This window comes from Evansella sp. AB-rgal1 (assembly GCF_041820985.1).
Taxonomy (GTDB): domain Bacteria; phylum Bacillota; class Bacilli; order Bacillales; family Salisediminibacteriaceae; genus Evansella.
In genome coordinates, this window is sequence record NZ_JBGUAU010000032.1 from 29,720 (window position 1) to 49,361 (window position 19,642).

16 protein-coding genes are annotated in these 19,642 nt (G+C 33.7%); 14 read left to right on the plus strand and 2 right to left on the minus strand.

The genetic code is table 11. From position 1 onward, the window contains the following. The first annotated feature begins 103 nt into the window (after positions 1 to 103). Positions 104 to 1,501, plus strand: a complete 1,398-nt coding sequence (gene sufB / locus ACERII_RS21305) for a Fe-S cluster assembly protein SufB (protein ID WP_373644989.1) — start codon at positions 104 to 106, stop codon at positions 1,499 to 1,501. Positions 1,502 to 1,582: 81 nt separating this feature from the next. Here the strand turns inward: sufB and ACERII_RS21310 are convergent, their stop codons facing one another. Then, complete coding sequence (locus tag ACERII_RS21310; RefSeq protein ID WP_373644990.1) at positions 1,583 to 2,740, minus strand: tyrosine-type recombinase/integrase; 1,158 nt, start codon at positions 2,738 to 2,740, stop codon at positions 1,583 to 1,585. A gap of 16 nt (positions 2,741 to 2,756) precedes the next feature. Beyond that, positions 2,757 to 3,161, minus strand: coding sequence for a helix-turn-helix domain-containing protein (locus ACERII_RS21315; RefSeq protein WP_373644991.1), 405 nt, complete (start codon positions 3,159 to 3,161; stop codon positions 2,757 to 2,759). Between the two features lie 163 nt (positions 3,162 to 3,324). Here ACERII_RS21315 and ACERII_RS21320 point away from each other — a divergent pair, with 163 nt between their 5' ends. The 13 genes from ACERII_RS21320 to ACERII_RS21380 all read left to right on the plus strand — a co-directional run bounded on the left by ACERII_RS21320 (position 3,325) and on the right by ACERII_RS21380 (position 19,580). Next, positions 3,325 to 3,615: a helix-turn-helix domain-containing protein gene (locus tag ACERII_RS21320; RefSeq protein WP_373644992.1), complete on the plus strand. Its 291-nt coding sequence runs from the start codon at positions 3,325 to 3,327 to the stop codon at positions 3,613 to 3,615. Between the two features lie 31 nt (positions 3,616 to 3,646). Beyond that, a complete protein-coding gene (locus ACERII_RS21325) occupies positions 3,647 to 5,497 on the plus strand; it encodes a DUF5906 domain-containing protein (protein ID WP_373644993.1) in 1,851 nt (616 codons plus the stop codon). A gap of 319 nt (positions 5,498 to 5,816) precedes the next feature. Continuing rightward, on the plus strand, positions 5,817 to 6,032 hold the full coding sequence (locus ACERII_RS21330; RefSeq protein WP_373644994.1) for a hypothetical protein: 216 nt from the start codon (positions 5,817 to 5,819) through the stop codon (positions 6,030 to 6,032). A gap of 295 nt (positions 6,033 to 6,327) precedes the next feature. After that, complete coding sequence (locus ACERII_RS21335; RefSeq protein WP_373644995.1) at positions 6,328 to 6,609, plus strand: hypothetical protein; 282 nt, start codon at positions 6,328 to 6,330, stop codon at positions 6,607 to 6,609. A 16-nt stretch (positions 6,610 to 6,625) separates the two neighbouring features. Then, positions 6,626 to 7,294: a head maturation protease, ClpP-related gene (locus ACERII_RS21340; protein ID WP_373644996.1), complete on the plus strand. Its 669-nt coding sequence runs from the start codon at positions 6,626 to 6,628 to the stop codon at positions 7,292 to 7,294. Between the two features lie 3 nt (positions 7,295 to 7,297). After that, positions 7,298 to 7,870, plus strand: coding sequence for a hypothetical protein (locus ACERII_RS21345; RefSeq protein WP_373644997.1), 573 nt, complete (start codon positions 7,298 to 7,300; stop codon positions 7,868 to 7,870). Positions 7,871 to 8,157: 287 nt separating this feature from the next. Next, positions 8,158 to 10,926: a type I restriction-modification system subunit M gene (locus ACERII_RS21350; RefSeq protein ID WP_373644998.1), complete on the plus strand. Its 2,769-nt coding sequence runs from the start codon at positions 8,158 to 8,160 to the stop codon at positions 10,924 to 10,926. Next, positions 10,916 to 12,133 (plus strand): restriction endonuclease subunit S, encoded by a 1,218-nt coding sequence (locus tag ACERII_RS21355; protein WP_373644999.1) that lies wholly within the window; start codon positions 10,916 to 10,918, stop codon positions 12,131 to 12,133. The genes ACERII_RS21350 and ACERII_RS21355 overlap by 11 nt, the downstream gene beginning before the upstream one ends. 21 nt (positions 12,134 to 12,154) lie before the next feature. Beyond that, positions 12,155 to 15,283, plus strand: coding sequence for a type I restriction endonuclease subunit R (locus tag ACERII_RS21360; protein ID WP_373645000.1), 3,129 nt, complete (start codon positions 12,155 to 12,157; stop codon positions 15,281 to 15,283). Positions 15,284 to 15,751: 468 nt separating this feature from the next. After that, complete coding sequence (locus tag ACERII_RS21365) at positions 15,752 to 16,600, plus strand: DUF72 domain-containing protein (RefSeq protein ID WP_373645001.1); 849 nt, start codon at positions 15,752 to 15,754, stop codon at positions 16,598 to 16,600. 225 nt (positions 16,601 to 16,825) lie between these two features. Next, positions 16,826 to 17,650, plus strand: coding sequence for a sulfite exporter TauE/SafE family protein (locus ACERII_RS21370; protein WP_373645002.1), 825 nt, complete (start codon positions 16,826 to 16,828; stop codon positions 17,648 to 17,650). 141 nt (positions 17,651 to 17,791) lie between these two features. Beyond that, positions 17,792 to 19,186 carry a bifunctional metallophosphatase/5'-nucleotidase gene (locus ACERII_RS21375; RefSeq protein WP_373645003.1) on the plus strand — a complete coding sequence of 465 codons (1,395 nt, stop codon included), beginning with the start codon at positions 17,792 to 17,794 and terminating at the stop codon, positions 19,184 to 19,186. A gap of 94 nt (positions 19,187 to 19,280) precedes the next feature. Continuing rightward, entirely contained in the window at positions 19,281 to 19,580 is a 300-nt protein-coding gene (locus ACERII_RS21380) for a YunC family protein (protein WP_373645004.1), read from the plus strand. The last annotated feature ends 62 nt before the right edge of the window (positions 19,581 to 19,642 follow it).

The following is a 19,642-nucleotide window of genomic DNA, read 5'->3' on the forward strand; positions in this document are numbered from 1 at the left end:
AAATAGGAGTATAGTTTTCTAGTCATGGAAAGACTTCCAATCGTTTGTGGAAGGTATAACCGTCAGTAGACAAGTTTTGTAGAAACATAAGGGAGGGTTTTTCATGGCAAAAAAAATGCCAGAAATCGGTGAATATCAATACGGTTTTTCTGATAAAGACGTATCGATCTTTCGTTCTAAAAAGGGTTTAACGAAAGAGATCGTTGAGGAAATTTCTCGTATGAAAAATGAGCCACAATGGATGTTAGATTTTCGTTTAAAATCACTAGAACAATTTTATAAAATGCCAATGCCACAATGGGGCGGAAATTTGGCTGAATTAAACTTTGATGATATTACGTATTACGTAAAACCATCAGAAAAATCAGAGCGTTCGTGGGATGAAGTTCCTGAAGAAATTAAAAACACTTTTGATAAACTTGGTATTCCTGAAGCAGAGCAAAAGTATTTAGCTGGTGTATCTGCTCAATATGAATCAGAAGTTGTTTATCATAACATGAAAGAAGAGCTTACAGAGCAAGGGATTCTTTTCAAAGATACGGATACAGCTCTTAAAGAAGACGAGGAAATTTTCAGAGAGCATTTTGGAACAGTGATTCCTCCTACGGATAATAAATTTGCTGCATTAAACTCGGCTGTATGGTCAGGTGGATCTTTTATCTATGTTCCTAAAGGTATCAAGGTTGACACGCCTTTACAAGCCTACTTCCGAATCAATTCTGAAAACATGGGGCAATTCGAACGTACGCTAATTATTGCAGACGAAGATAGCTCTGTGCACTATGTTGAAGGTTGTACAGCGCCAGTTTATACGACAAATTCACTACACAGTGCCGTTGTTGAAATCATTGTTAAAAAGAATGCTTACTGCCGTTATACAACGATTCAGAACTGGGCTCCAAACGTATTTAACTTAGTTACAAAGCGTGCTGTTGCGGAAGAAAATGCAACGATGGAGTGGATTGATGGAAACATTGGTTCTAAATTAACAATGAAATATCCTGCAGTTGTTATGAAAGGTCGTGGAGCACGTGGTAACGTACTTTCCATCGCTATTGCTGGGAAAGGGCAACATCAAGATGCTGGAGCGAAAATGACTCACTTAGCACCTGATTGTTCTTCTACAATTGTATCTAAATCTATCTCTAAACAAGGTGGTAAAGTAACGTATCGTGGTATTTGTCACTTTGGACGTAGATCTCAAGGTTCGAAAGCGAACATTGAATGTGATACGTTAATTATGGATAATCAGTCAACTTCTGATACAATTCCATACAATGAGATTCTGAATAATGATATTACGTTAGAGCATGAAGCAACGGTATCGAAAGTGTCAGAAGAGCAATTGTTCTATCTCATGAGCCGCGGTATTTCTGAGCAAGAAGCTACAGAAATGATCGTAATGGGATTCATTGAACCATTTACAAAAGAGCTTCCAATGGAATATGCGGTTGAGATGAATCGCTTGATTAAGTTCGAGATGGAAGGGTCTATTGGATAACCTTTATATATCAAAGGCTTGAGGGGTTTTATAACTTAGCAATTTGGTGTCATGCCAACTTTGTGCCAAGTTGAGTTGAAATTACCTTTTAGTGTAGGAGGCGAACTTTTGAAGTTCGTCTTCTTCTATTTTCTCGGTTACATCAAGATAAGTATCAGCTGTTGTTTTGATGGTTTTATGCCCTAAGCGATTTGATACATATTTAAGGCTTGCACCTGATTCAAGTAGCAGAACTGCATGAGTATGTCTAAAGCCATGGGTGCCTTTATAATCAACACCGGCTTTTTTGCAGTAATCTTGCATGGTTTCTCGTATAGTAGAAGGTGTTAAATAATGTCCGTTAAAATTTTGAAAGATAATGCTATCTTCATTTTTACGGAACCTTGGATTGCCTAAAAGCAATTCATTTTGCTTCATTTTGAACTTCTTTAATTCACGTACTAAATCATTATCAATTTTGATGGTACGATATGATGAGGAATTTTTTAATGTTGTCAATTTGACATTGTTATTATCATCACGACTTGTTTGTTTGTCTATCGTTATTTTATCTCCATTAATATCTTCCCACCTTAAGGCTAATGCTTCACTTATCCTCAAACCAGTTTTGCTTAAAAAGAGCATGAGCGTATAATAAAGCTGATAATCAGGAAAGCGCTGATGTTTATATGCTTTCATAAAATCCAGTAACTGATTTAATTCTTCAAGGCTAAAATATTTCACTTTTTCTTTTTTCAGTGCCACAGAGTCTTTAACAGGAACCTTTAATTTATCAGCAGGGTTCTTTTCAAGTACCTCAAGTTCATGAACCGCATAATGTAAGATACTTTTCATAACTGAAAGGTATTTCAACCTTGAACCAAATGAATATTTCTCTTTACCGTTTTCGTTTAGTTCTCCAAATGTAGCAATCCACCTTTTTATTTCAGTTCTTTTTATCGTCATTATTTTTTTATCCCCAAATGTGGGTAAGATGTGATTTCTGATAATCACTTCAAGTTGAACAAAGGTTGACTCTTTAACATTCGCTTTTTTATGTTCTAGCCAATCGTTCAAAGCCTCTTTAAATAACATATTTCTATCATTCAAGGTTTGCCCGTAATAAATCCGTTCTTCAACTTTTGCAGCTTCGATTTTTGCTTCTTTTGATGTTCTAAATGTGCCGAGGCTTATTAATTTTCCATCTTTGTGGACACGTGCTTGCCATTTACCACTAGCTAATTGTCTTATGTTTGCCATCTTTCCTTTTCCCCCTTCAATCCTTTAGGACGATTTCGATAAGGCTTTTAATTTTTGATTTTTCTTCTTTTGTAAGAAGCCTGTCTTGGTAAAGCAGTGGATGGGACGAATCAAGTAAGAAGTCTATCTGAAATGGTTGTTGGCTTTGCTCCTCTATTGACCATTCTATATTGTCTTTTTCATTTTTCATTGTTATATAATCATCTGGGTTAATATATCCTGCTTGTACGAGTAAATCAATTGATGGAATATTAAGTCCTGCTGCAATTTTTTCAAGTGTTTCTACTTTTGGGACTCCTCGTTTACCTGTTTCAACTTGTGATAGATAAGAGTGTGCAACCCCTGATAATTCACTTAGTTTTCTAACAGTAAGTCCTTTTTCTTTTCGTAATTTCCTTAGGTTTTCCCCGAAAGTGTTCACGATGTTATCTCTCCCTTTTTTCTATTTTTTAATTCTATTTCATTTTAAATCAAATGGTCGCAAAAGTAAACTTATTTTGTTATGTATTTGAAAACAATATTAAAAAATGTTATCGTGTGGTTGTGGTCGCAAATAGTAAACAAGATTAGAAAGGAGTTCGCCAATGTTTAACATTAACTTGAATGAAGACGAATTAAAAACGATTTATCTTGAAGAGGTTCAAAAACGATTAGAGGAATGGGAACAACAAACATTGCTTATGGATATGAAAGAACTTTGTAAAATGCTTTCGTTAAGCAGACCAACCGTAGAAAAATTATTTATCTATAATTCTGATTTTCCTTCTTTGCGAGTGGGTAAAAAGTGGTTGTTTCCTCGTAAAGATGTAGAGGAATATATCAAGCGTTGGTCAATTGATGTTAGAAAAAAAGGTGGAAGTGTGGATTTCGATTAAACCTGATAGTTAGAAAAGGAGAATTTGACGAATGCAAGCAAAGTATATCGAGTTTATTGAAGGTGGCAAACACGCAGTAAAAGACGCTGATATAGCAGATACTCCTGCTTTTTTCGATGACGCAGGTTATCTTTTAACAGAAGATGATTTAATTATTGATATTGATAATATTGAAAAAAGTGTGATTGAAAAAATTATTAGCACTTTTAATATCAAAACACAGATTGTATGGACGAAAAGGGGAGCGCATTTTTACTTCAAAAAACCAAAGGGATTTAAAGGTAGCAAAAAAGTTTGTCCTCTTGGTTTTGAAGTGGAATATAAGCATATAAAAAATACACCGAATGGGATTTGCATAAAACAAGATGGGGAAATGCGAAAAATTCAAAATCAGGGATTCCGTGAGGAATTACCTTATATCTTTTTCAATAATCGAAAATTGGAAAACCTGAATGGATTGGATGAAAGTGAAGGACGGAATCAAGCACTTTTTCAGCATAGAATGAAAATTCACCATAATGATCAATGGCAAAGTATAATGCGATTTATTAATAATCATATTTTTGCAACTCCATTAGATGAAAAAGAGTTTCAAAATATCATTCGTGATAATGTGAATATAGGAACAAGCAATGACCCGTTTGAAATTGCTCAAGTTTTAATTCAGAGATTGAAGGTTCATAAGTATGGAGGAATTTTATATACATACGATGGTCAAAAATTTGTATCAACTAATGATGTTGATTTTATTCCTATTGTTACACGTGAAGTCTTAGGGAAGCCGACTAGGTTTATTGATGAAATTATTAAACAAATGGAATATCAGTTGTTTAATAAAAAGACCCCTGAAAACGGATGGGATATAAAATTGCAAAACGGCATTCTAAGACAAGGTAGATTTATACAAATTGAATATCAAGAGTTTACACCTTATTTTATTAATCTTAAATATAATCAAGACGCAGAACCAGTGCCTATTGTAGAAGAATACCTTGATTTTTTAACAGAAGGAGATATGTCTTATAAAAAGTATATCCTAGAAACATTAGCTCATATCTTGATTACAGATCCAGATTTCAAACGCAGTTTAGCAAAATTTTTTATTTTTGTAGGTGGTGGTGGAAACGGAAAAGGAACATTATTGACCATTATTCGAAAAATTGTTGGTACGGAAAATTGTTCATCTCTTTCTATCGAGGATATGACAAAAGAACAATACTTTTACTCTATGCAAGGTAAACTGGTTAATCTGGGAGACGATATTCATGATACGCCAATTAATCACAAACAAATGAAGCAATTGAAAAATATTAGTACTTGTGATTTTTTAGCCATAAGAAAATTATTCAAACAGTCTTCAGATGTTGTTATGACAACATCAATGATATTTACATCTAATCACTTATTAAAAAGTTTTGAAAAAAGTGAAGCTTACAAAAGGAGAGTTGATTGGTGTCCGATGTTTGGTGTTCCTACAAAAAAAGACCCAAAGTTCATAGCGAAATTAACAACTAAAGAAGCGCTAGAATATTGGCTTAAGTTGATTATTGAAGCATATGAACGATTATATGAAAATTGTACTTTTACCGAATGTCAAAAAGTGATGGAATTTAATAAAGGTTATCATGAAACCAATAACAACTGTCTAGCATTTCTTCATGATTATGATAAATCTCATTTTATTGGCAAAAGAGCGCCTGAAGCTTATGAAGAATATAAAGTTTGGGCTGAAGAAAATTACGGTGCAGATTCAGCAATAAGTTCTCGTATTTTTCGAGAAACCTTGAAAAAAGAATTTGATTTAGATGTCTATCCTAAAAAAATTAGCGGTAAAACTGCAAGAGTATATATGACTAAAGAAGAAACTAAAGAAAAGAACTAGAAAGAAGAACAAATTAGGAATAAAAAGTTACAAGTCCAATAAAGAGTAACCAGAATGTATCCAAAATGTAACCAAGTCAAACGCTTGGCATTACTACATTTTTATTAAAATAGTTACAAGTTACAAAATATAGCTTAAATATAATTAATTCTCTTATTACTAATGTTAAGAGAATTTGTAATAAATAAAGGGGAAATTGCAAAATCGAACTTGAAAATAATATGTAACTTGTAACTTTGAAGGTCAAAACCCAAAAGAGAGTAAGGGAGTATAGTGGTTACACCTTGATTATGATTTTGTAACAAAGGAGTGATATTTAATGCAGCATACTATTTATTGCAATAAATGCAATGATGAGTTCTCATTTTACATAGAAGATTATTATCCGTCTGATGAATTATTTGAAATAGTGTTGAGAATTGCAGTGATGGAACGAGATTGGAAACAAATGAATGATTTGATTTACTGTGGTTCTTGCAAACCAAAAGGGGCAAAGATATATGAGTTTAAATTACCTACAAGGAAAATTGATTAACAGGAAAGCCTTTGTTTATAGCATAGGGAGCCAGTATTAAAATAGAGCAATAAACCTATAATAATGAGGCTTGTAGTTCGTTCCTCTCCTTTTCTATTCAGGAGTTATATCAACTTGTTAGTTAAGAACCAGTCCTTTAATCGGGACTGGTTTTTGTTGTATGGAGGTGATATAGAATCGATTAAATCAACATCAAAGGCGCTTGTTAATAAGATGTCTAAAAGAATAATGAATTAAACTTATTGGAATAATAAGATTAAAGATAAACAATAAAAGGGTAAATGAGGTGTTTGTAATGCATGAACGTGAATTAATCAAAGAAGCGAAACGAGCTTATTACCGTGAATACATGAGAGATTATCGGAGGTTGAAACCAGAAAAAGTACAAGCGCATCGTGATAATTGGTTTTTGAAAAGAGCGTTAGCAGAAAAGGAAGAAAAAGCGGATAAACCACACAAATCGATGACACCTAAAGAACAAGCCTTATTTGAATTAGAACAATTGAAGAACCGTCAACTGGAAATAGAGGCTAAAGACGTAATGAAACAACAGCTAACTGCTCCTACATTTTATTGAGGAAGAGGACGAATATATGGCAAAGAGAATAGAGGTTAAAGGAGTTATTGTTAACAATTCAGATTATCAGGTATATGAGTGGTTGGATATCGAAGCAACATGTCCAAGAGTCGTTCATGAACAATTAGGAAAAGCAAATGGACAAGCAATTGAAGTAGATATTAACTCTGGCGGTGGTGATGTTTTTGCTGGTAGTGAAATCTATTCAGCATTAAAAGCCTATAGTATGAATGGCGGTCACGTTACGGTGAACATTGTAGGAATAGCTGCGTCTGCTGCGAGTGTAGTGGCAATGGCAGGTGACCGAGTGATGATGTCAGCCACAAGCCAACTGATGATACATAATGCTTGGATTAATGGCGCTAGTGGAGATTATCGGAACATGGAACATATGTCGGGTGTATTAAAGAATGTAAATCAAACAATTGCTAACGCTTATCATTTAAAGACAGGTAGAAGCCAAGAAGAGCTTTTAGCTCTTATGGACGAGGAAACATGGTTAACCGTACAACAGGCGCTGGAATTAGGGTTTGTGGATGGAATCCTGTATGAAGAAAAAGGGGAATTATCAGGTTCTAGGATGACTAGGGAGTATGAACCTGCACGATTGCGTTCCTTAAATAATAACAAATTAGCGGCTTCAGTAGCACATTTAAACTTATTGAAACTGAAAGTAGGTATTTAAATAATGAAAATTACAAAAGAGAAATTACAACCAAAGAAACCAGCTATAAAAAGAGGAATGCAATGGTTCACCAAAACAAATGCGGAGAAGCTTTATGATGGGAAGGTCAAATTGAGAGTTACAGAGTTTGAATATAATGCGATTGTTAACACTTGTCGTGAATTAAGGTTCGGAGGATATAAACCTTTTTGTCGACAGGCTATTGAAAGCTTTGGCAAGGTAACGGAACTGACCCAGCCAGAAACAACCGAAGAGCCTCAAGATTGGCTGACATTTACGTTTGATGAGGAAGTAAAGGAACCGCTACTAAAAGAAGCTAAGAAGGCAGGACTATCGCTTGAAGAGTTTGTCCGAGCATTGGTTTGGACGAGAGTGAGGCAAGTAAGTAAACATGATGAAGTACAGAAGTCAAAACAAGAAGAGCATCGTAGGAAGCAATCGCTTTGTCATGTTCACTTTAATATGTCATTGACCGATGAGATGGTGGAAAGGTACGAATCCAAGTTTGGACGAATAGAGAGCAGATCTGATATTGAAAACAAAATAAAAGAATTGTTTTTGAAAGAACTCGCCTAGCCCCCCTGTTTGGATTTCTGATGGCACATTTTGTGACCGGCGGGGGAACCTTAATCTTTCTGCGTGATAGTAACGTGTATTTTTTTGGATTTATGAAATATTGAATGATTTGCAGCTATGTTACTGGTAGCTGCTTTTATTATTTCATCGCTGATTCTATTCTTTTTGCTGAATACCCGCAGTTGTAGTTATATCAAATTAAAATAGCAGTTGGACAAGCTAAATGATAAAATGGACTTAATAAAATACATACGGAAACGAAATTTAATGGAATTAGGAGAATTATTATGAATAAACAACAATTGGCGTCCAAAATTTGGCAATCTGCAAATAATTTACGAGGAAAGATGGAAGCTGGAGAATATAAAGATTATATTTTAGGCTTTATTTTTTATAAGTTCCTTTCAGACAAAGAGTATAAATTTTTAATTCAAAATGGCTATGAGCAATCTGATATTGATGAATTAAAAGAAGAAAATGAAGAAGAAGTTGACTGGATAAAACGAAATATTGGATTCTTTATTGAACCCAAGAGCCTGTTTTCTAACTGGATAAAAATAGGTAACGACTTTTCGGTTGATAATGTAATTACTGCTCTCTCTGCTTTTTCGAGAAATATCAATCATACTCATAAAAATGTTTTTTCAGGTATTTTTAGGACTCTTGAACAAGGTATCTCAAAACTTGGGGAAACTTCAGTTAGTCGTACCAAAGCGATTAAAGATCTTATTGAAATTGTGAAAGATGTTCCAACAAGTAATCAACGGGATTATGATGTATTGGGCTTTGTATATGAATACTTAATAAGCCAATTCGCATCTAGCGCCGGAAAAAAAGCTGGAGAATTTTATACTCCCCATGAGGTTTCTGTGGTAATGGCTGAATTAATTGCTGATCATTTAAAAGAAAAAGAAACTATCAATATCTATGACCCTACAAGTGGTTCAGGTTCGCTGCTTATCAATATTGGTCAATCTGTTGGAAAGTATATTGAAAATACCAATAAAATTAAATATTATGCCCAGGAGCTAATTGAGAGTACTTATAATTTAACTCGTATGAATTTAGTAATGCGTGGTATTTTACCAGATAATATTGTTACACGAAATGGTGATACACTTGAGGAAGATTGGCCGGTTGAAGAGAATAATAAAGTATCAACCTATAATCCTTTATTAATCGATGCTGTCGTTTCAAATCCACCATATAGCCAAAAGTGGAATCCTGAAAATAAAGAATTAGACCCAAGATATGCTGAATACGGAGTAGCACCTAAGAGTAAGGCTGACTATGCTTTTCTTCTTCATGATTTATATCATTTAAAACAAGAGGGTATCATGACAATTGTATTGCCGCGTGGTGTATTATTTCGTGGTGGGGAAGAGAGTACTATTAGAAAAAAATTAATAGATAAGAATAAGATTGATGCAATTATTGGACTACCATCAAATATTTTCTTTGGTACTGGGATTCCTACGATCATCTTAGTTCTTAAAAAACAGAGGGATAATACTGATGTTTTATTTGTTGATGCTTCAAAAGGTTTTAAAAAAGTAGGAAATAAAAATGTTTTACGTGCTTCTGATATTAAGAAAATTGTTGATACTGTAATTCAACGTAAAAAAGTTGAAAAGTTCTCTCATATAGCATCTTTGCAAGATATTAAAGACAAGGGGTACGATTTAAACATTCCTCGCTATGTTGACTCAAATGAAGAAACTGAAAAATGGGATACATATGCAATTATGTTTGGTGGAATACCGAAAAATGAATTAGATGATTACATTAAGATTTGGGGAGCATTCCCAAGTCTTTATGATGAATTATTTGCAGAGATTAATCGTGGTTATCTGAAGTTAAGATCTGAAGAAGTAAGCTCTATTTTTGATTCTAATCATGATATCATTAATTTCAAAGTTGAATATGAAAATGCTTTTAAAGATTTTGATTCTTATTTATACAATCAATTAATTGAAAATTTATCAAAAGTAAAGCTTGCTAATACAGAAGAAATTTTAGCGGTTGATATCTTTACTCGTTTGTATAGTTTTAAACTTATTGATAAATATGATGCTTATCAAATTCTTGATGACGGATGGAAAGATATTTCAGGAGACATTGAAATATTACAAAAAGAATCTTTTGATTCTGTCCGAATAGTTGACCCGAATATGATCACTAAGAAGGTTAATGGAAAAGATACCATTGTTCAAGATGGATGGTTGGGACGAATTATTCCATTTGATCTTGTTCAATCTACGATACTTAAAGCAGAGAAAGCAGAGTTGAGTAAATTAGAGAATCGTCTCACAGAAGTTCAACTATCGCTAGATGAAATAATAAGCAATCTTTCTGAAGCTGAAGGTGAATACAATGTATTGAACGATTCTAACGAAAAATTTGTATTAAAAGATGTAAACAATGAGTTAAGTGAATTTTATAAAGATATTAATACACCGGAATTGACTGCTTTGAGAGAGTATGTGAATCTTTTAGATTCTAAAGGAACTAAGAAAGAGAAGATGGAGTTTATTTCAAATCACCCTGAAGTTGATTGGAGTGCAATACCTATAAATGCCAGTGGAACATACAACAAGAAAGATGTGACGAGTTATGTTACATCACTTCAAATGGATTATAAATTCTCAGAAGGGTCTTTTGCTTCAAATCTATCTTCTGTAGTGATGTTACTTGAAGAAGAAAAAGATCTTAAAAAGAAAATCAAAGAGCGTAAAGCTGAACTTCATGAGCTGACCAAAATTACTATCGAAAACCTTTCAGATGAACAAGCAAATGAACTTCTTAAATTAAAATGGATTGATCCATTAGTAGTATCTATCCGAAAACTTCCGGATGATTTAATTAAAAGAATTACGATGAAAATATCTTTTCTTAATCAAAAATATGCTAAGACTTTTGTTAAAGTATCGGATGAGATTCAAAACTCCACGAACAAATTAGAAACTTTTCTTGATGAATTAGATGGTAGTGAGTTTGATCTGAAAGGTATTAGTGAGTTTAAAAAAATATTGAATGGTGTAAATCATGACAAATAAAAGACCTGAAATTCAATTTAGTGGATTTAATCATAGTTGGGAACAGCGTAAGTTGGGAGAAGTTGTTGATATTACTATGGGGCAATCACCTAATGGAGAAAATTATACAGGAAATCCTGATGATCATATTTTAGTTCAGGGTAATGCAGACATTAAAAATGGTTGGGTTGTACCACGTGTTTGGACTACCCAAGTAACTAAATCTGCGGATAAAGGAGATATTCTCCTTAGTGTTCGAGCACCTGTTGGTGACGTTGGGAAAACTCAATATGATGTTGTCCTTGGACGAGGTGTTGCAGGAATTAAGGGAAATGAGTTTATTTATCAATCGTTAAATAGAATGAAATCTGATGGATTTTGGACGAGGTATACTTCGGGTTCTACATTTGAATCAATCAATTCAAATGCCTTAAAAGAAGCACCTATCAATGTCCCCGGAGAAGATGAGCAAACAAAGATTGGCGAGTACTTCAAACAACTAGACGACATCATTACTCTTCATCAATTAGAAATTGAAAAGGTTGTAAACTTGAAAAAAGCAATGCTCCAAAAAATGTTCCCACGTAATGGAAATTGTGTGCCAGAAGTCCGCTTCGAAGGGTTTACTGGTGATTGGGAACAGCGTAAGTTAGGAGATTGCGTAGATTACATAAAGGGATATGCGTTTAAATCAGAAGAATATAGAAGCGATGGTATTAGAATAGTTAGAGTCTCTGATTTGTCTTCTAATGAAATAAAATCTGATAACGAAAAAATCTTTATAGATAGAGAATCTGAAAAAGAGTATCAAAGATATAAACTGAACGTAGGGGACATTATTATTACTACAGTAGGATCAAAAGCTGAATTAAGGGAATCCGCTGTTGGAAGACCAATCATTGTTAATAAAGATATCGATGGTTTATTGAATCAAAATTTAGTTAAAATCACTCCAATTAATGAATATGATAGTAATTTTATTTACTTGAATTTATTAAGTGTAAAATACATTGACTATATAGCGTCCATAGAAAGAGGAAATGCAAATCAAGCTAATATAGCTTTAAATGATTTATGGCAATATACAATTTACTTAACTTCTAACATGGAACAACAGAAAATAGGCAGTTTCTTTAAACAACTTGATGATACGATTACACTTTATCAAGAACGTTTGAATAAATTTAAGCAAATAAAAAAATCGATGTTTATAAAGATGTTCATTTAAAGGTTGAGGAGGTGTATATGCATGGTATTTAAAAATGAAAGGGAATTTGAAGCTGCTTTAGTTGATCTCCTTATTAGTCAAAAAGGTTGGAACGGAATAATTGAAAATCCAACAGAGGAGGTTTTACTTCAAAATTGGGCGAATATTTTATTTGAAAATAATAAAGAACAAGATAGATTAAATAATGTACCACTTAATAAAGGTGAAATGAATCAAATAATTGAACAAATTAACGCATTAAAAACACCTTTAATGAAAAATATTTTTATCAATGGAAAATCCGTTACAATTAAGAGAGAAAATGAAGATGATCTGCTTCATTTTGGAAAAGAAGTTAGTTTAAAGATATATGACCGAAAAGAAATAGCAGCTGGAAGTAGCTTCTATCAAATAGCAAGACAACCTCGTTTTTCCAAAAAATCGTCTTTGTTAAGTGATAGAAGAGGAGATGTCATGCTGTTGATTAACGGTATGCCAGTTATTCATGTAGAACTAAAACGTTCTGGAGTTCCAGTTAGTAAAGCAGTAAATCAAATTGAGAAATATTCACATGAGAATGTATTTTCAGGAGTTTTTTCTTTGGTTCAGCTTTTTGTAGTGATGAATCCAGATGAAACATTGTACTTTGCTAATCCTGGTCAAGAGGGACGATTTAGCCCGGATTACTACTTTCATTGGGCGGATTTTGATAATAAACCAATTAATAATTGGAAAGATATAGCTGATACTTTACTATCAATTCCAATGGCACACCAGTTAATCGGTTATTACACAGTACCAGATTCAACAGACAATGTTCTAAAGGTAATGAGAAGTTATCAATATTATGCAGCTAACGAGATATCTGATAGTGTTTCCCAAATGAATTGGCGTGGAAAAGATGCACGGGGAGGTTATGTCTGGCATACAACTGGGTCTGGTAAAACATTAACAAGTTTCAAGTCTGCACAACTAATTGCATCTTCAGGCGATGCTGACAAAGTAGTATTCTTGATGGATAGAATCGAGCTTAGTACTCAATCTTTAGGTGAGTTTAAAGGTTTTGCTGATAATGAAGATGATGTTGAAGGTACTGAATCTACTAGCATATTGATTACAAAGTTAAAGAGTAATTCATCTTCGGATACCTTAATTGTTACCTCAATTCAAAAGATGTCTAATATTAAAGAAGATGGTGCTAAACAGTCAGATATTGAAACGATTCAATCTAAACGAATTGTATTCATTGTAGACGAAGCCCATCGTTCAACTTTTGGAGAGATGTTAATTACAATTAAGAAAACCTTCCCAGATGCTATATTCTTCGGTTTCACTGGCACACCAATTCACGTAGAAAATGAAATTAAATCAAGCACTACTGCAATGGTATTTGGTAATGAATTGCATCGATATAGTATTTCTGATGGGATTCGGGATGGAAATGTTTTAGGGTTTGATTTATATAAGGTTCCTACTTTCAGTGATAATGATATTAGAAAGGAAGTAGCACTTTTAAAAGCTAAGGCAAAAGATGAACAAGAAGTGATGAATGATCCAAGAAAACAAAAAGTTTACTATAAGTACATGGATAGTAAACAAGTTCCGATGGCAGGATATTTTGATTCTTCTAAAAACAAATTTGTAAAGGGAATAGAAGATTATATTCCAAGCTCTCAGTTTGAAGATTCACATCTACAAACAGTAGTTGATGATATTTTAAAGAATTGGATTACATTAAGCAGAAACAGTAAATTCCATGCAATCTTAGCAACACACAGTATTCGTGAAGCTATAGAATATTACAGATTACTTAAGGGAAATAAAATTGGAATAAAGGTAACTGCTTTATTTGATAATAATTTTGACAATCCTGATGATGTTATTTTCAAAGAAGAAGGATTAAATGAAATTCTTACAGATTACAACGAGCTATTCAATCAAAACTTTACAATTCCGAAGCATGCAAAGTTTAGACAAGATGTTGCTTTACGTTTGGCACATAAAACGCCATATAAAAATCTCAAAAAAGATGAACAATTAGATATCGTAATAGTAGTAAATCAGCTCCTTACAGGATTTGATTCAAAATGGATTAACACACTTTATCTTGACAAAGTTATGGAATATGCAAATATTATCCAAGCATTCTCTCGTACTAATCGTTTATTTGGTAATGAAAAACCGTTCGGAGTAATTCGCTATTATCGATTAGTTAATACGATGGAGTACAATATACAAGAAGCTGTAAAGTCTTATTCAGGTGATAAAGCATTTGGATTATTTGTTGATAAATTAGGTAGAAATCTAACAAAATTAAACCAATTATTTGACGACATATCAGCAGTTTTTTCAGAAGCGGGGATTGACAACTTTGAGCAACTTCCTGATGAAGATACTGCGAAAGGGAAGTTTGCTAATTTATTTAGAACTTTCAATGACTATTTGGAGGCAGCCCAAATTCAAGGGTTTAGTTGGGATAAGATGAAGTATGACTGTGTCATCGAAAATGGTGAGTCCGAAAAAACAATTGAAGTTAAATGTGATGAACAAACTTACAATATACTTGTTCTTCGTTATAAAGAGTTGTTGAGCGGTGGAGGTGGTGGAACAACTGTAGATGATGTTCCATTTGAAATTGATTATACTATTATCGAAAAAGATACTGTTCGAATAGACCATGAGTATTTGGATTCTCGCTTTGACAAATTCGTGAAGTTAACAAGTATTAAAGCAAGCAAACAAGAGATTGAAAATGCTCTAAATGATTTACATAAATATTTTGCAACATTAACCGAGGAGCAACAAAAATACGCTAATATGGTTATTCATGATCTGCAAAACGGAGATTTGATACCTGGCTCGAATAAAACTTTTATAGATTATATTAATGAATACCAAGCAAATACAGAAAATGACCGGATTCACTATCTTGCTACTGCATTTGGACTAGACGAAGTAGTCTTACGAAAGCTCATGAACTTCAAAGTTACTGAAAATAATCTAAATGAGTATGGTCGTTTTGCTAATTTGCTGTCATCTGTTGATAAAAGGAAGGCAAGAGAGTGGTTGGAGAAAAAACATGGTACCAAGTTAAAACCATTTGAAGTCATTCAGCAGACAGATGCATTAATTCGCAAGTTTGTTCTTGAAGGCGGATTTGATATTAATTGATAATATTATATAGAAACAGATAAGTTGTTATTTAAGAATTGGGATTTTTGTAGTGCTTCAAGGTAACAATTAAACAAATGAAAAGAACTCACGGTTTGTTCTTTTGTGAGTTCTAATTAATTACACTTACTAGATGCTAAAATTCCGTGCCAACTTCATGCCAAGTTGAGATTGTAATCCATTTCATACCATTTGAAGAAATGGCTTTATATCAAAGGTTTGAATGTTTTTTTTGTTAATCATGCTGTGCCATTTCAAGCAAAATTAAGCAAGTTTGAGATGGAAGGTTCTATCGGGTAATAAATTATGCTGAAAGCGAATCCGCAACTCGGGTTCGCTTTCTCTTTACATAAAAATAATTTGTCACAGGTCTGGTCCCTGACAATAATGTGACAGGACACAAAATCGTCACGGACCTGGTCCGTTACATAAATGTGATATATTCATCTGTGTGGGGGTGAAAGGTGTATGATATGGGTAGGCTTAACAGGCTGGGGTGATCATGATGATTTGTATGAAGGCATATCTTCTAAAGATAAGCTAGCTATGTATGCGGGTCATTTTCCTATCGTTGAAGTAGATTCTTCGTTCTATGCAATTCCACCAGAACGTAATATGAAAAAGTGGATTCGTGAAACTCCAGATTCATTTCAGTTTATCGTGAAAGCGTATCAAGGAATGACAGGTCATCAACGAGGAGATATTCCGTATAACACTAAAAAGGAGATGTTTCTATCTTTTTTACAAGCCATGAATCCACTCTATAAGGCCAATAAATTAGCAATGATCCTCTTTCAATTTCCTCCTTGGTTTGACTGTCGAAAAGAAAATGTAGATTACATAAGATATTGTCGAGCTTTTTTCGAAGACTATGATGTAGCTTTGGAGTTCCGTCACCAGTCATGGTTTTCACCTTCATTTAGAGATCAAACCCTGACATACATGAAAAAAGATGGTTGGGTTCATAGTATATGTGATGAACCGCAAGCAGGAGATCGTTCTATCCCTTTTGTACCTGTTGTTACCAAAAAAGAAAAAACTTTAATAAGGATTCATGGTAGAAATGTCTATGGCTGGAATAAACCAGTTAATGGTCAAGACTGGCGTGATGTAAGGTACTTATATGATTATAATGAGGAAGAATTGACTGGACTAGTAGAGAATATTTCCCAAATATCCAATAGAACTGATCATTGTTTCGTATTATTTAATAATAATTCAGGCGGGCATGCAGCAAGTAATGCAAAAAGTTTTATGCAGAAAATAGGTAGCAATTATAAGGGATTAGCACCTCGACAATTAGGACTATTTGATTAATAATAGAAGGTGACACATTTTTTGTCGGATGATGTACAATTAAGACAAATATATCGTAAGAATTTGTCATAGCCTGCTAGAAAATGAGGATATAAAAAGTGAACTTTACCTTTTCTTGTATGAATCAGCGATTGGAGCTTTATCACTCGAATCTGAGATAAGAATGGTTAATAGGAATACTACTAATACATCGTCTTCGAAAAGAGGGAAAGAGGCATACAACAAATGGAATTAATTTTACTTTTATTGTTGGGATTCGTAGCTTCTGTGTTAGGCAGCGTAATGGGGTTAGGTGGAGGAATCATTGTTGTTCCAGCTCTTATGATTTTGAGCAAGTATACCCAACTACTAAGCGATATTACCCCTCAAATTGCAGTTGGTACATCTTTGTTAATCATGATTTTTACAGGACTATCGTCAACTTTAGCCTATATAAAGCAAAAAAAAGTGGATTATCAAAGTGCGTTTATCTTTTTTGCAGGTAGTGGCCCAGGGGCACTTTTTGGAGTTTGGTTAAACAAAGATATTGAAACAAGTACATTCTTAGTTATCTTCGGCGGATTTATTATTTTTGTATCATTTGTTTTAATAATAAGAAACTATATAAGACCGCTTCAGAGCAAACCAACTGGGATTATTAGATATTATGAGAATGACATGCGGGAACAGATTCAATATGGTTTTCAACCTATTATTGCTATATGCATTGCTTTCGTAGTGGGGATGTGTTCTGGGTTATTTGGAATTGGTGGAGGTTCGCTTATGGTACCTGCGATGATCCTTCTTTTCGGATTTCCTCCCCATTTAGCAGTAGCTACATCCATGTTGATGATCTTCCTTTCCGCGATTCTAAGTTCCATATCTCATATTGCATTAGGAAACATTGATTGGATACTTGCACTCATACTTTTACCAGGCGCCTGGCTAGGCGGCCAAATAGGTGCACTCATTAATCAAAGAATGTCTAGTAATGCTGTTATCAATATGCTTCGAATATTTCTAATAGTCATAGGCATTCGACTTATTTATCAGGGTCTTACAGGCAGTTAACCGTTTTTTAATAAATGTGATTGGACAGTAGCGAATGGAAAAACCAGAAATGACTGTTCTTATTTATCCGGCTCCAATCACCAGCATATATTTTGACGATCATAATTATTTTTTATTACTGCAGAGATTGGCGGTGAAAAGATGATTTCGAGGAAACTGCGGATTTTACATACGAACGATTTACATAGCCAGCTAGAAAATTGGGCTGCAGTAACTTCCTTGTTAAAGAAGAAAAAAGTGGCCGCCGAGGTGAATGGTGAAGATATCTTACTATTTGATATAGGTGACCATTCCGATAGAGTTCACTCTATAACAGAAGGGCTGCAAGGGAGAGGAAATGTCCAACTTCTAAACAAAATGGGGTACGATGCAGTTACCATTGGAAATAATGAAGGAATTACGTTTTCGAAAGAAGCATTAGATGAACTTTATGAAGATGCAAATTTTCCAGTTATTTTAAGTAATCTATTTGAAACAAATGGTAAACTCCCTCATTGGTGTAATGAATATAAAATTTTGACAACGAGTTCAGGTATTCGTATTGGTGTTACGGGCGTAACAATACCATATAAACAATTTTATAAAACCTTGGGTTGGGATATACAAGACCCATTTAAAATTTTAGAGCCAATTTTAAAAGTACTCCGTCCAAAAGTAGATATATTAATATGCTTATCTCATTTAGGCTTGTATGATGATGAAAAGATGGCTGAGTTCTTTCCTGAACTAGACATCATTCTAGGTTCACACACACATCACGTTTTACACGAAGGTGAAAAAGTAAATGGAACTTGGATTAATCAAGCTGGAAGATCTGGGAAATATATAGGCGAAATCATTGTTGAAATAAACAAAACGAAAACAGATAATAACTTGATTGTAGAAAGTGTAAGATCCATAGAAGTTGATTTACTCCAAACAGATAAAGATACGGAAAAAGATTTGTCCCGTTTATATATAGAAGCAAATTCACAATTAGAGAAAAATCTGCTGTTTTTAAAAAATGATCTTGATATAGACTGGTATAAACCTACACCTCTCAGTAATATGTTAGCTGAAGGATTGCGAGAATGGTGTGATGCGGATGTCAGTATGGTTAATTCTGGAGTATTATTAGATAGTTTAAAATGTGGGGAGATAACATACAAAGATATACATAGAATTTGCCCCCATCCAATAAACCCAGCATTAGTCATTATTCGTGGAGAAAAGCTATTAGAAATAATTAGGCAAGCGAAAAAGAAGGAAATGATTGATTTCGCTTTAAAAGGATTTGGTTTTCGCGGTAAAATACTAGGAGAAATGATTTTTGACGGTCTATCCATTCATTCTACTTCTTCATTCATTAAAGATGAAGATGTAATAATAGGGGGAGAACCGTTACAGAGATCCGAGAACTATAGACTTGCCACGTTAGATATGTTCACCTTAGGAAATATTTATCCTGCTATTAGTTCCATTAAAGAAAAAAAGTACTTTATGCCAGAGTTTCTAAGAGATATTCTTGCATGGAAGCTAAAACATACTCATTCTTAATACGAAAGAAACGGACATACACCATTTAATATCCTTTTCATAGGCTAATATGTACAAAGGAGAATTACAATATGGAAAATGAGGTGTATGTGCAGTGATTGAAGTAAACCCATTATTCATTGAAGGAAAACCATTTACAGCTATTTCAGTTCAATTACCTAAAACAAATTTATTAGTTGTTACAAATGAACGTGGTTATATAATGTGTGGAGCACTTGATGTGAAGTTACTAAATGATAAATTAGCAGATCGTAAAATTATTTCTGGTAGAGCATTAGGTGTAAAATCAATAGATCAACTTTTAGAGGCTCCACTCGAATCTGTTACAATAGAAGCCGAGAATTTAGGAATTTATAAAGGTATGATTGGTAAAGAGGCATTGTTAAAAATGTAGTAATAATAGCAACCCCTACGTTTAAGATAGGGGTTGCTATAAGCAAACAAATAATCCGGTTG